Origin of the sequence: Streptomyces sp. AC558_RSS880 (assembly GCF_019049255.1) — a bacterium.
In the GTDB taxonomy this organism is placed as follows: Bacteria; Actinomycetota; Actinomycetes; order Streptomycetales; family Streptomycetaceae; genus Streptomyces.
Window position 1 is genome coordinate 236,853 of record NZ_JAGMUJ010000161.1, and the last position, 13,505, is coordinate 250,357.

The 13,505-nt window shown below is 73.2% G+C and carries 9 protein-coding genes; 3 read left to right on the top strand and 6 right to left on the bottom strand.

The window, feature by feature from the left end:
• Positions 1–10: 10 nt before the first annotated feature.
• The 3 genes from coaE to rpsA all read right to left on the bottom strand — a co-directional run bounded on the left by coaE (position 11) and on the right by rpsA (position 3,332).
• Positions 11–622, bottom strand: coding sequence for a dephospho-CoA kinase (gene coaE / locus KUM38_RS37165; protein WP_217136402.1), 612 nt, complete (start codon positions 620–622; stop codon positions 11–13).
• Positions 623–640: 18 nt separating this feature from the next.
• Positions 641–1,579 (bottom strand): PAC2 family protein, encoded by a 939-nt coding sequence (locus KUM38_RS37170; protein WP_217136404.1) that lies wholly within the window; start codon positions 1,577–1,579, stop codon positions 641–643.
• 259 nt (positions 1,580–1,838) lie between these two features.
• Positions 1,839–3,332 (bottom strand): 30S ribosomal protein S1, encoded by a 1,494-nt coding sequence (gene rpsA, locus KUM38_RS37175; RefSeq protein ID WP_217136406.1) that lies wholly within the window; start codon positions 3,330–3,332, stop codon positions 1,839–1,841.
• Between the two features lie 303 nt (positions 3,333–3,635).
• Here rpsA and KUM38_RS37180 point away from each other — a divergent pair, with 303 nt between their 5' ends.
• Together KUM38_RS37180 and hrpB are read left to right on the top strand one after the other, a co-directional pair.
• Positions 3,636–4,511, top strand: a complete 876-nt coding sequence (locus KUM38_RS37180; protein WP_217136408.1) for a class I SAM-dependent methyltransferase — start codon at positions 3,636–3,638, stop codon at positions 4,509–4,511.
• 4 nt (positions 4,512–4,515) lie between these two features.
• Entirely contained in the window at positions 4,516–7,116 is a 2,601-nt protein-coding gene (hrpB, locus tag KUM38_RS37185) for an ATP-dependent helicase HrpB (RefSeq protein WP_217136410.1), read from the top strand.
• 16 nt (positions 7,117–7,132) lie between these two features.
• Here hrpB and KUM38_RS37190 read toward each other — a convergent pair whose 3' ends face one another.
• Entirely contained in the window at positions 7,133–8,866 is a 1,734-nt protein-coding gene (locus tag KUM38_RS37190) for a lytic transglycosylase domain-containing protein (protein WP_217136411.1), read from the bottom strand.
• Positions 8,867–9,153: 287 nt separating this feature from the next.
• On the opposite strand from KUM38_RS37190, the gene KUM38_RS37195 reads away from it, so the two are divergent.
• Positions 9,154–10,008, top strand: coding sequence for a DUF4184 family protein (locus KUM38_RS37195; RefSeq protein ID WP_217136412.1), 855 nt, complete (start codon positions 9,154–9,156; stop codon positions 10,006–10,008).
• Here KUM38_RS37195 and KUM38_RS37200 read toward each other — a convergent pair.
• Complete coding sequence (locus KUM38_RS37200; protein WP_254398432.1) at positions 9,932–10,351, bottom strand: hypothetical protein; 420 nt, start codon at positions 10,349–10,351, stop codon at positions 9,932–9,934. The two genes, KUM38_RS37195 and KUM38_RS37200, sit on opposite strands and share 77 nt — an antisense overlap.
• 378 nt (positions 10,352–10,729) lie before the next feature.
• On the bottom strand, positions 10,730–13,456 hold the full coding sequence (gene polA, locus KUM38_RS37205; RefSeq protein WP_217136413.1) for a DNA polymerase I: 2,727 nt from the start codon (positions 13,454–13,456) through the stop codon (positions 10,730–10,732).
• Positions 13,457–13,505 lie beyond the last annotated feature (49 nt).

Here is a 13,505-nt window from a genome sequence, read left to right on the forward strand (position 1 = left end):
CCCGGAATCGCTATTCCGGGTGGGCGGCCCGCGCCCGGCGGACGAGCCCGGCCCACACGTCCTTGACGCGCTGTTCCAGCTCGTCGAGGGGGACGTCGTTGTCGATGACGATGTCGGCGATCTCCCGGCGCTGCTCGCGGGTCGCCTGGGCGGCCATCCGCGCGCGTGCGTCCTCCGCCGTCATGCCGCGCCGGCCCACCAGCCGGTCGAGCTGGGTCTCGGGGCTCGCGTCGACGACGATCACGAGGTCGTAGAGGGGGGCCAGACCGTTCTCCGTGAGGAGGGGGACGTCGTGGACCACGACGGCGTCCTCGGCGGCGGCCCCCTCCAGCTCGCGGGAGCGGGCGCCCACCAGGGGGTGGACGATCGAGTTGAGGACGGCCAGCCTCTCGGGGTCGGCGAAGACGATGGAGCCCAGCTTGGGCCGGTCGAGCCTGCCGTCCGCGGTGAGGACCTCCGGGCCGAAGGCGTCCACGACCGCCGCGAGACCGGGCGTCCCCGGTTCGACGACCTCGCGCGCGATCCGGTCCGCGTCGATCAGCACGGCCCCGCACTCGACGAGCAGCCGCGACACCTCACTCTTGCCGGCGCCGATACCGCCGGTCAGGCCCACTTTCAGCATGGGAGGAAGCCTAAGGCGTCAGCTGTCGCCCTCCCGCTCCGCCAGGAAGCGTTCGAACTCGCGGCCGATCTCGTCCGCCGACGGGATCTCCACCGGCTCGGCGAGCATGTTGCCCCGGGTCTCCGCGCCCGCCGCCGCGTCGTACTGGTGCTCGAGGCCCTGGACGAGGGCGGTGAGTTCGTCGTCGCCCTCCCGGATCTGGCGGTCGATCTCCGTCTGGGTGCGGTGGGCGTCGGTGCGCAGCGCGTGCGCGACGCCGGGCAGGACCAGTCCCGTCGCGGCCGTGATGGCCTCCAGGGCGGTCAGTGCCGCGTCCGGGTACGGGGAACGGGCGATGTAGTGCGGCACGTGCGCGGCGACGCCCAGGACGTCGTGCCCGGCCTGCATGAGCCGGTACTCGACGAGCGCCTCGGCGCTGCCGGGGACCTGCGCCTCGTCGAAGGCGCTGCCGGCCACCGGGACGAGGTCGGCGCGGTTGCCGTGCGGGGTGAGGCCGACGGGCCGGGTGTGCGGGACGCCCATGGGGATGCCGTGGAAGTTCACCGACAGGCGTACGCCGAGCCGCTCCACGATCTGCTGGACGGCGGCGGCGAAGCGCTCCCACTCCACGTCCGGTTCGGGCCCGGAGAGCAGCAGGAAGGGCGCTCCCGTGGCGTCCTGGACGAGGCGCACCTCGAGGGCGGGCACCTCGTAGTCGCTCCACCGGTCACGGGTGAAGGTCAGCAGCGGGCGCCGGGCGCGGTAGTCGACGAGCCGGTCGTGGTCGAACCGGGCGACGACCTGGTGGGGCAGCGAGTCGAGCAGCCGGTCGACGATCTGGTCCCCGGTCTCCCCCGCGTCGATGTATCCGTCGAAGTGGTAGAGCATGACAAGTCCGGCCGACTCCTGGGCCAGCGCCATGTCGACGACGCCGAGCCCCTTCGGCTCCCATGCGTACAAACCCTGCGGATCAAGCACAGTGACCGCTCCTCCTCGTGTCCGTACTGCACAACGTGACACACGGCACCGACATTCCCGGGCGACGGCACCCCCTCGACGAGGACGTCGGCAACTCCCCGAGGGGCGTGGGGCTGTATCGATGTGCGGCTCCGCCGCGCGGGCGCGACAAGCCCTCACCGGCCCGCGGGCACCCCACCACCCCGAGGGGGCAGCACCGAGGGGCCGCACCTCGAAAGGTACGGCCCCTCAGTCAACGGCTGAGCGTCAGCGCAGAGCGTCAGCTCTGGCCGCCCGCCAGCTTCTCGCGCAGCGCGGCCAGCGCCTCGTCCGAAGCCAGCGCACCGGACTGGTCGCCGCCCTCGGAGGAGTACGAACCACCGCCGGACGCGGCCGGAGCGACGTCCTCGCCACCCTCGGCAGCGGCCTTCTCGTCCGCCTCGCGGGACTTGATGACCTGCGCCTGGTGCTGCTCGAAGCGCTGCTGCGCCTCGGCGTACTGGGTCTCCCACGCCTCGCGCTGGGTCTCGTAGCCCTCGAGCCAGTCGTTGGTCTCGGGGTCGAAGCCCTCGGGGTAGATGTAGTTGCCCTGGTCGTCGTAGGACGCGGCCATGCCGTACAGGGTCGGGTCGAACTCGACCGCCGACGGGTCGGCACCGAAGGCCTCGTTGGCCTGCTTCAGCGAGAGGCTGATGCGACGGCGCTCGAGGTCGATGTCGATGACCTTGACGAAGATCTCGTCGTTGACCTGGACGACCTGCTCCGGGATCTCCACGTGGCGCTCGGCCAGCTCGGAGATGTGGACCAGACCCTCGATGCCCTCGTCCACGCGGACGAACGCACCGAACGGAACCAGCTTCGTGACCTTGCCGGGCACGACCTGGCCGATCTGGTGGGTGCGGGCGAACTGCTGCCACGGGTCTTCCTGGGTCGCCTTCAGCGACAGGGAGACGCGCTCGCGGTCCATGTCGACGTCGAGGACCTCGACCGTGACCTCCTGGCCGACCTCGACGACCTCGGAGGGGTGGTCGATGTGCTTCCAGGACAGCTCGGAGACGTGCACCAGACCGTCGACGCCACCCAGGTCCACGAAGGCACCGAAGTTGACGATCGAGGAGACGACGCCGGAACGGACCTGACCCTTCTGGAGGGTCGTGAGGAACGTCTGGCGGACCTCGGACTGGGTCTGCTCCAGCCAGGCACGGCGGGACAGGACCACGTTGTTGCGGTTCTTGTCCAGCTCGATGATCTTGGCCTCGAGCTCCTTGCCCACGTAGGGCTGGAGGTCGCGGACACGACGCATCTCGACGAGGGAGGCCGGCAGGAAGCCACGGAGGCCGATGTCGAGGATGAGACCACCCTTGACGACCTCGATGACGGTGCCGGTGACGATGCCGTCCTCTTCCTTGATCTTCTCGATGGTGCCCCAGGCCCGCTCGTACTGGGCACGCTTCTTCGAGAGGATCAGGCGGCCTTCCTTGTCCTCCTTCTGGAGGACAAGGGCCTCGATCTCGTCGCCGACGGCGACGACCTCGTTGGGGTCGACGTCGTGCTTGATCGAGAGCTCGCGGCTCGGGATGACACCTTCGGTCTTGTAACCGATGTCGAGCAGGACCTCGTCCCGGTCGACCTTCACGATGACGCCGTCGACGATGTCGCCGTCGTTGAAGTACTTGATCGTCTCGTCGATCGCGGCGAGGAACGCTTCCTCGTTACCGATGTCGTTGACCGCAACCTGCGGGGTGGTGGCGGTGGTCTCGGTGCTGCTCGTCATGTGGGAAAGGGCTCCGGTACGGACATTGAAGTCGTAGGTACTGCTACGCCGGAGCCCGTTTCGCTCTGCAGAAGCCGGACAGCCAAGGAAGCGTCCCACCGTTTGCCAGTGATGACGCCTCGAAAACCGAGGGGACATACAACAGATGCGAGCGCAGCCTGCTACGTCTGAGGTGCGCAGGCTCGCAGCGCAACTTGTAGCATACGGGGGCTGCCGGGCATGGTCAATGCGCGAAGCCACCCACCCGGGGCGGATCGCCGCATAACCGGCACAACTGCGGTCTCCCGAGGCCACGCAGGGGCGATGAAGACCCCTTCGGCGACACGCCGGGGACCGGCTGGACGGAAGAGTACGACGAGGGAGCCCATCATCCAAGAGCCCGAAGCGCCCGAACCGGAGGCGACCCGGCGGCAGGCCGGTGTCACGGAGAGCTCCCGAGCCAACCGGGGCTGGTGGGACCGCAACGCGGACGAGTACCAGGTCGAGCACGGCACGTTCCTCGGCGACGACCGCTTCGTGTGGGGGCCCGAGGGCCTGGACGAGGTGGAGGCGGAGCTGCTCGGCCCGCCGGAGGGGCTGAAGGGGCGGGACGTCCTGGAGCTGGGCGCCGGAGCGGCGCAGTGCTCGCGCTGGCTGGCCGCGCAGGGGGCCCGGCCGGTGGCGCTGGACATCTCGCACCGGCAGTTGCAGCACGCGCTGCGGATCGGCGGGCCGGTCCCGCTGGTGTGCGCCGACGCGGGCGCGCTGCCGTTCGCGGACGGCTCCTTCGACCTGGCCTGCTCGGCGTACGGAGCGCTGCCCTTCGTCGCCGATCCGCGGCTGGTGCTGCGCGAGGTGCGGCGGGTGCTGCGGCCCGGCGGCCGGCTGGTCTTCTCGGTCACGCACCCGATCCGCTGGGCGTTCCCCGACGAGCCGGGACCGGAGGGGCTGAGCGTGTCCGCGTCGTACTTCGACCGCACTCCCTACGTCGAGCAGGACGAGAAGGGCCGCGCGGTGTACGTGGAGCACCACAGGACGCTCGGGGACCGCGTCCGTGACGTCGTCGCCTCGGGGTTCCGGCTGGTGGACCTGGTGGAACCGGAGTGGCCGGCCTGGAACACCTCCGAGTGGGGCGGCTGGTCGCCGCTGCGCGGGAACCTGATCCCGGGGACGGCGATCTTCGTGTGCGTACGGGACTGAGTGCGTGATCCGCCACGACGCCCTGGACGCCCTTCCCGTGCGCGAGGCCCTGCCGGGGCTGACCGGCGCGCTCGACGCGCACGGCACCGCCGTCCTGGTGGCGCCGCCCGGCACCGGCAAGACGACGCTGGTGCCCCTGGCGCTGGCGGGGCTGCTCGGGGACGGGCCCGCGCGGCGGGTGGTGGTCGCCGAGCCGCGGCGGATCGCGGCCCGCGCGGCGGCACGGCGGATGGCGTGGCTGCTGGGCGAGCGGGTCGGGGAGTCGGTCGGTTTCACCGTGCGCGGGGAGCGGGCGGTGGGACGGCGCACGCGCGTGGAGGTCGTCACCACCGGTGTGCTCCTCCAGCGCCTCCAGCGCGACCAGGAGCTGTCCGGGGTGGACGTGGTGGTGCTCGACGAGTGCCACGAGCGGCACCTGGACGCGGACACGGCGGCGGCGTTCCTGTGGGACGTGCGCCAGACGCTGCGCCCGGAGCTGCGGCTGGTGGCCGCGTCGGCGACGACGGACGCGGAGGGCTGGGCCCGGCTGCTGGGGGACGCGCCGGTGGTCGAGGCGCGTGGTGCCGCGTTCCCGGTGGACGTGGTGTGGGCGCCTCCCGCGCGTGCGGTGCGGCCGCCGCACGGGACGCGGGTCGACCCCGCGCTGCTGACGCACGTGGCGTTGGTGGTGCGGCGGGCGCTGGCGGAGCGGGACGGGGACGTGCTGGCGTTCCTGCCGGGGGTCGGCGAGATCGCCCGGGTGGCCGGGCAGCTCGGGGACCTCGCCGGTGTCGACGTGCTCCAGGTGCACGGGCGGGCGCCGGCCGCCGTGCAGGACGCGGTGCTGTCCGCAGGGGAGCGGCGCCGGGTAGTGCTGGCGACCTCGGTCGCGGAGTCGTCGCTGACGGTTCCGGGGGTGCGGGTGGTCGTGGACTCCGGGCTGGCGCGGGAGCCGCGCGTGGACCACGCGCGGGGGCTGAGCGCGCTGACGACGGTACGGGCCTCCCGCGCGGCGGGGCGGCAGCGGGCGGGGCGGGCCGGGCGTGAGGCGCCGGGGACGGTGTACCGCTGCTGGGCGGAGGCGGAGGACGCCCGTCTGCCGCGGTTCCCCTCTCCCGAGATCAAGGTGGCCGACCTGACCGCGTTCGCGCTCCAGGCGGCCTGCTGGGGCGATCCGGACGCCTCGGGGCTGGCGCTGCTCGATCCCCCGCCGGCCGGGGCGATGGCGGCGGCCCGCTCCGTCCTGACGGCGATCGGGGCGGTGGGCCCCGACGGACGGGCCGGCGAGCGCGGGGCGCGGCTGGCCCGCCTGGGCCTGCACCCGCGTCTGGGCCGCGCCCTGCTGGACGCGGCACCGGTGGTGGGCCCCGGCCTCGCGGCCGAGGTGACCGCCCTGCTCGGCGAGGAGCCGCCGCGCGAGTACGGCGACGACCTCGCCGCCGCCCTGCGGGCCGCCCGGCGCGGCGGCGACGCGTACGCCACCCGCTGGCGCAGGGAGACCGACCGGCTCCGCCGCCTGGCTCCCGGCACCGCCGACACCTCCGGCGAGACGGCACGGGACTTGCTGCCGACGCCGGAGACCGGGTCGGACGCCGGGGCCGCCCTCCTCCGAGGGGTGTGCGCACCGGGCTCCGGGCGGGTGCCGGGCGGTGGGGAGGACGGGTGGGCCGGGCTGGTGGCGGCGCTGGCGTTTCCCGAGCGGGTGGCCCGCGCGGAGGGCGGTTCGTACCTGATGGTGGGCGGGACACGGGCCGAGGTGGGGGCGGGGTCCCCGCTGCGGGGGGCCGAGTGGATCGCCGTCGCCGTGGCCGATCGGCCCGTGGGGCGGGGGCACGCGCGCGTGCAGCTCGGGGGCGTCGTCGACGAGGGGGTCGCGCGGATCGCGGCGGGGGCGTTGCTGGAGCACCGGGAGGAAGTGGGCTGGGGCGACGGGGACGTCGTCGCACGGCGGGTCGAGCGGCTCGGGGCGGTGGAGGTGGCCGTACGGGCGTATGCCGACGCCGAGCCCTCGCTCGTACGGGGCGCGCTGCTGGACGGGCTGCGGCGGGAGGGGTTCGGGCTGCTGCGGTGGCCGGCCGGGGCGGCCGTACTGCGGCAGCGGCTGGCCTTCCTGCACGCCCGGCTCGGTGAACCGTGGCCCGACGTCTCCGACGAGGCGCTACACGCGCGCGTGGAGGAGTGGCTGGAGCCGGAGTTGAGCCGTGCCCGGCGGCGGGCCGATCTCGCGCGGATCGACGCCGGGCAGGCGCTCGCGCGGCTGCTGCCCTGGGCCTCCGGCGAGGCCGTACGGCTCGACGAGCTCGCCCCCGAGCGGATCACCGTACCCAGTGGGTCCGGAATCCGGATCGACTACTCCGATCCGGAGCGGCCGGTGCTCGCCGTGAAGCTCCAGGAGATGTTCGGGCTCCAGGAGTCGCCGCGGGTGGCCGGGGTGCCGCTGCTGGTGCACCTGCTGTCCCCGGCCGGGCGGCCCGCCGCCGTGACCGCCGACCTCGCCTCGTTCTGGCGGGACGGCTACCAGGGCGTACGGGCCGAACTGCGCGGGCGCTACCCCAAGCACCCCTGGCCGGAGGATCCGGCCACCGCCGAGCCGACCCGGTACACCAACGCCCGGCTCCGGCGGTGATCCGTTCCGCGTTCCGTCAGGCGGTGGGGCTCACCGTCGGGCTCGGGGACGCCGTCGCCCCGGCCGCCGTCACGGTCAGTGCGACCGTGGTGGTCGCTCCGCCCGCGGTGGTGACGCGGAGCAGGAACGTGCCGGTGGTGTCGTCCGCGTACAGCTGAGGCAGCGTCAGCAGACCGTCCGCGTCCGTCGTCAGGCCGCTCAGGGTGCGGACGGCCTTGCCGTCGGCGTCCTTGAAGTAGGGGCCCTTGTCGTTCGCCGTCGGGTCGAGGATCGACTTGACGATCGTCGCGGTGGCGGCGACCTTGTCCGCGGCTTCACCGTCGTACGTGGCCTTCAGCTCGACCGCGTCCGCGAACTCGCCGCCCGCGGTGCAGGTGAGCGCCTCGGTGCCGGTGCGGACGAGGGTGTCGGCGGCGCGCTCGGTGACGGTCGCCTTGTAGGCGACGCCCTTGACCGTGCGGCCGACCACGGTGGCCTGGACGACGACGGGGCCGGTCCGCTCGCCCGCCAGGAGGGCGGGGGCCACGGCGACGCCCGAGCTGTTGGTGACGACGGTGGCCACGCTCTCGCCGCCGGTGAAGGTGGTGTCGGTGTCACCGACGACGGTGAACCGGATCCGCACCTTGGCCACCGCCTTGCCGGCCTTCGTCTCGGCGCGGGCGCTGATCCGCTCGGTGAACGCGTCGCCCGCCATCGCGGTGAGCGTCGCGGTGCCGGCGTCCTCCAGGTGGTCCACCGTGTCGGTCGGGGTGGGCGGGGTGGTGCCGGGCGGCGTGCTCGGGCTGCCGGAGTCGGCCGGCGGCTTGCTCGGGCCGGAGCCGGACGGCTTGGTCGGCTTCGTGCTCGGCTTCGTGCTCGGCTTCGGCGACGCCGGCGCGCTCGGCGTCGCCGGGGAGGAGGGCCGCACCGTGACGTTGTCGCTGCGGTCCGTGGGCAGCGTGCCGGAGCCGTCCGGGATCTCGTGGGTGCCCTTGCGGTAGTACTCCAGCCACGACATGACGGTGTTCAGATAGTCCGTCGAGTTGTTGTAGCTGAGGATCGCCTTGTCGAGGTCGCGCTGGTCGGACAGGTCCCAGTCGAAGCGGCACAGGTAGTGGCCGGCGGCGAGCGCGGCGTCGTAGATGTTGTTGGGGTCCTCACGGCCGTCGCCGTTGCCGTCGCGGCCCGCCCACTCCCAGGTGGAGGGGATGAACTGCATGGGGCCGACGGCCTGGTCGTAGGAGCTGTTGCCGTCGTAGGCACCGTCGTCGGTGTCCCTGATGAGGGCGAAGCCGTTGCCGTCGAGCTGGGGGCCGAGGATGGGTGAGAGGGTGGTGCCGTCGGCGTCGACGCGTCCGCCGCGGGCCTGGCCGGACTCCACCTTGCCGATGGCGGCGAGCAGTTGCCAGGGCAGGTTGCAGCCGGGCTTCGACTCGCGCAGCGCGGCCTCGGCCTTCTTGTAGGCGTCGAGGACGGTCGCGGGGATGCCGGCCTCGGCCACACCGGACAGGTCCGTTCCGGTGCTCGCGGACGGGGCGGGGTTGGGGCTGTTGAGCGGCGGCAGGTCCGTGTAGTACGGGGAGTTGCCGGTCGCGCCGGCGCCGTCGGCGGTCTCCTCGGGCGAGGGCGTGGTGTCCGACGTGGTCTCTCTGCCCTGGCCGTCGGTCGTCACGCCCGGAGCCTGGGACGCGGCCAGAGCCGCCACCGCCGCCGCGGCCACGGCGGTGGTCGTCACTCCCTTGCGGAGCCTCCTGCCGAATTGCGCCGCCATAGAGTGGACCCCTCCCATGGACGCCGTGGCGTCCGTCAGCCTGTGTCGTGTTCGCTTTGTTGTGACGATCTACCCGCCCCGCTGGTTGCCCTCCTGCGGACATCCGGCACGACGACCCTCGCGACCCTATGACAACTTCCTTTGCTCGGACACCCGTTCCTGCCCGATATTCACCGGTTGGCCACGTTCCCGCGTGACGGGGGTCGCTGCGGGGACGTCCCGCATACTGGGGCCTGTCGATCATCAGGGTCCGCCGGCCCGGTCAACCACTGCCCCGAGGAGCCGAGTTGCCGTTCACGCTGAGCCACGCGGCGGCGGTGCTGCCCGCCGTGCGCACGGACGGGAGCGGGCGGGGCTCCCTGGTCCCCGCCGTGCTCGTCGCGGGCAGCTTCGCTCCCGACATGACCTATTACGCGGCGAGTGTCCTGTCCGGGGCGATGGAGTTCGGTGACGTCACCCACGCGTTCTGGGGCGTGTTCACGGTCGACGTGCTCATCGCCTGGGCGCTGGTGGGGCTGTGGCTGCTGGTGCGCGAACCGCTGGTGGCGCTGTTGCCTCGGGCCCGGCAGGGGCGGGCGGCGGCGCTGCTGCGCTGCGGGGCGCCGCGTGCGCGGACGCGGCCGTCGCTGGTGGCGCGCTGGTACGTCTCGGCCGTGGTGGGGGCGTCGACGCATGTGGTCTGGGACGCGTTCACGCATCTCGACCGGTGGGGGACGCGGATGTTCCCCGTGCTGGGCGAGGAGGTGGCGGGGTCGCCGCTGTACTGGTACCTGCAGTACGGCGGTTCGGCGGTGGCCGCGGTCGTCATCGCGCTGTTCGTGGCGCGGGCGCTGCGCCGGACGGACCCCCTGGCCGAGCCGGCGGGGGTTCCCCCGCTGTCCGCCGGGGACCGGTGGCGGGCCGTCGCGCTGCTCGGCGGGTGCGCGGTGGCGGGGGCGGTGCAGCGGGCCTCGCGGTGGTGGGCCTACTGGGGCTCGACCGCGAAGCCCTGGGAACTGATTCCGACGGTGTGCTTCGGTGCGGGCGCGGGACTGGTCCTCGCGCTGCCGCTGTACGCGGTGGCCGTCAGGGTGTGGCGTCCGGCCACGGGGGTCCCTGCGGGCGCCGGTACGCGGCGGTCGAGCCGTACGGGCGCACGCTGAGGATGTCGCCCGCCGCGACGAACACGGTGACGGTGCGGACCGGTCGGGGGCGGGGCAGCAGGGTGAGCACGAGGGTGAGGTAGGCACGGGCCAGCTCGGCCCACAGCCGCCAGGGCGGCTGCTCGCCCGCGAGGCATACGGCGGTGGGGGTGCGGGCGGTTCTCCGGCGGCCGTCGGCGACACGGCGGCCGAGGTCCGCCGTGGCGTTCCGCAACGCGGTCGCGAGGGTGGCGGGGGTGCGGGCGGTACTTGCGGCGGCCGCGAAGACCAGAACCGGCGGGAACACCGTGTGTCCGCCGGGGCGCGGGGGTGCCGCTCTGCGGGGAAGCATGCGTATACCCATGCATGGCATGGTGTCCGCCCGCCCCGGCGGCGGCTTTTCCGCGGGGGCCACGCGAGTGAAGGTTCCCTCCGGGGGCGCGGCAGGGTGACGCGGCGGGCGTGCGCGGCGCTCCGCAGGGTACCGGCACGCCGGGCGCCGTCGGGCACGCCGGGCAGCGCCGCGGTGGCCCACCGGGGTCCGGCCGGCTCGGCGCCGCCGGACCGCGCCGTCGCGGTGTTCGCCGTCGCGGCGGGGACGGCCTGTGGTGCTCGCCGTCATGGTGGGGACGACCTGTGGTGCTCGCCGTCGTGGCGGGAGCGGGGGACCGGGTCTCGTTCCGGTGCGGGCGGGGCCGGCGCGCCTTGCGGGACGCCCCGGCCCGCCCCTCGCTCCAGCGGGTCAGTGGGCTGCTGACTCCCAGTCGGGGCCCGCGCCCACCGAGACGCCCAGGGGAACCCGGAGCTGGACCGCGGTGGACATTTCCCGGCGGACCAGGTCCTCCACCGTGGCGCGTTCGCCGGGGGCCAGTTCCAGGACGATTTCGTCGTGGACCTGGAGGAGCATGCGGGAGCGCAGGTCGGCCTCGCGCAGCGCCCGGTCCACGTTCAGCATGGCGATCTTGACGATGTCCGCCGCCGTGCCCTGGATCGGCGCGTTCAGCGCCATGCGCTCCGCGGCCTCGCGGCGTTGGCGGTTGTCGCTGTTGAGGTCGGGCAGGTAGCGGCGGCGGCCGAAGAGCGTCGCCGTGTAGCCGGTCGCCCGGGCCTCGTCGACGACCCGGCGCAGATAGTCCCGTACGCCGCCGAAGCGCTCGAAGTACGCGTCCATCAGGGCGCGTGCCTCCGCGGCCTCGATGTTCAGCTGCTGGGAGAGGCCGAAGGCCGACAGCCCGTACGCCAGCCCGTACGACATCGCCTTGATCTTGCGGCGCATCTCCGCGTCCACCGCGGACTGCTCGACCGAGAACACCTGCGCCGCCGCCGTGGTGTGCAGGTCCTCGCCCGAGGTGAACGCCTCGATCAGGCCGGCGTCCTCGGAGAGGTGGGCCATCACGCGCAGCTCGATCTGGCTGTAGTCGGCGGTCAGGAGCGCCTCGAAGCCCTCGCCGACCACGAAGCCGCGGCGGATCGCGCGGCCCTCGTCCGTGCGGACCGGGATGTTCTGGAGGTTGGGGTCCGTCGAGGAGAGACGGCCCGTCGCGGCGACGGTCTGGTTGAACGTGGTGTGGATACGGCCGTCCGCGGCGATCGTCTTGATCAGGCCCTCGACGGTGACGCGCAGCTTCGCCTGCTCACGGTGGCGGAGCATGATCACCGGCAGTTCGTTGTCGGTCTGCGTGGCGAGCCAGGCCAGGGCGTCGGCGTCCGTGGTGTAGCCGGTCTTCGTCCGCTTCGTCTTCGGCAGGGCCAGCTCGCCGAAGAGGACCTCCTGGAGCTGCTTGGGCGAGCCCAGGTTGAACTCGTGCCCCGCCGCCGCGTGCGCCTCCTTCACCGCCTGCTGCACGGCACCCGCGAACATCTGCTCCATCGCCTGGAGGTGCTCCCGGTCGGCCGCGATGCCGTGCCGCTCCATGCGGGCGAGCAGCGCGGACGTGGGCAGCTCCATGTCACGGAGCAGGTCCGCCGCGCCCACTTCCGCCAGGCGGTCCCCGAAGGCCTCGCCCAGGTCGAGGACGGCGCGGGCCTGCACCATCAGCGCCTCGGCCTGAGCGCCGTCGTCCGCGCCGAAGGCCAGCTGGCCGTCGGGCGCGGCGGCGGGTGCCAGCTCGCGGTGCAGGTACTCCAGGGAGAGCGCGTCCAGGTCGAAGGAGCGGCGGCCCGGCTTCACCAGGTACGCGGCGAGCGCGGTGTCCATGGTGACGCCCTCGATGGTCCAGCCGTGCTCGGCGAAGACCCGCATCGCGCCCTTGGCGTTGTGGAACACCTTGGGCCGGTCCGCGTCGGCGAGCCAGGCCGCGAACGCCCGCTCGTCGGCCTCGTCCAGCTCGGACGGGTCGAACCAGGCGGCCGGTCCGGCGGACGTGGCCAGCGCGACCTCGGCGACCGAGCCGGTGCCGAGGGCCCAGGTGTCGACCGTGGCGACGCCGAGCGGGCCGGTGCCGTGCTCGGTGAGCCAGCCGGTCAGCTCGCCGGTGCCCAGCACCGTGCCGTCCAGCTCCACGCCGGCCGCGGCGACCGGGGCGGCCTCGGCCTCCTCCGCGCCCGGGTCGACGGCGAACAGCCGCTCCCGCAGCGACGGGTTCCTGATCTCCAGGGTGTCCAGGATCATCGTCACGGTCTTGCGGTCGTAGGCGGTCCGCTCCAGGTCGAGGACGCCCTTGGGCAGCTCGACCGCGCGCTCCAGCTCGGTGAGCCGGCGGTTGAGCTTGACCGCCTCCAGGTGGTCGCGCAGGTTCTGCCCGGCCTTGCCCTTGACCTCGTCGACGCGCTCGACCAGCTCGGCGAAGGAACCGAACTGGTTGATCCACTTCGCGGCCGTCTTCTCGCCGACGCCGGGGATGCCGGGCAGGTTGTCCGACGGGTCGCCGCGCAGCGCCGCGAAGTCGGGGTACTGCGCGGGGGTCAGGCCGTACTTCTCGAAGACCTTCTCCGGGGTGAACCGGGTCAGCTCGGAGACGCCCTTCGTCGGGTACAGCACCGTGGTGTGCTCGGAGACCAGCTGGAAGGAGTCCCGGTCACCGGTGACGATCAGCACCTCGAAGCCCTCGGCCTCGGCCTGGGTGGCGAGGGTGGCGATGATGTCGTCCGCCTCGAAGCCCTCGACGGCGAAGCGGTCGGCGTGCATCGCGTCGAGCAGCTCGCCGATGAGCTCGACCTGGCCCTTGAACTCGTCCGGGGTCTTGGAGCGGTTCGCCTTGTACTCGGTGAACTCCTCCGAGCGCCATGTCTTGCGGGAGACGTCGAAGGCGACGGCGAAGTGGGTGGGAGCCTCGTCACGGAGCGTGTTGGCCAGCATCGACGCGAAGCCGTAGATCGCGTTCGTCGGCTGGCCCGTCGCGGTGGTGAAGTTCTCCGCGGGCAGCGCGAAGAACGCGCGGTACGCGAGGGAGTGCCCGTCCATGAGCATCAGGCGGGGGCGGGGGCCGGTGGGGGGCTGGTCGGTCTTCTTCGATGCTGTGTCTGCCACGTGTCCGATCCTGCCACGTGGCACTGACAGTGGGGGGCGGGCGTGTGCC

Bases quoted from the DNA above. Each gene is read 5' to 3' on its own strand.
- coaE (WP_217136402.1), bottom strand. From the start codon at position 622: ATGCTGAAAGTGGGCCTGACCGGCGGTATCGGCGCCGGCAAGAGTGAG.
- rpsA (WP_217136406.1), bottom strand. From the start codon at position 3,332: ATGACGAGCAGCACCGAGACCACCGCCACCACCCCGCAGGTTGCGGTC.
- KUM38_RS37180 (WP_217136408.1), top strand. From the start codon at position 3,636: ATGAAGACCCCTTCGGCGACACGCCGGGGACCGGCTGGACGGAAGAGT.
- KUM38_RS37190 (WP_217136411.1), bottom strand. From the start codon at position 8,866: ATGGCGGCGCAATTCGGCAGGAGGCTCCGCAAGGGAGTGACGACCACC.
- KUM38_RS37200 (WP_254398432.1), bottom strand. From the start codon at position 10,351: ATGGGTATACGCATGCTTCCCCGCAGAGCGGCACCCCCGCGCCCCGGC.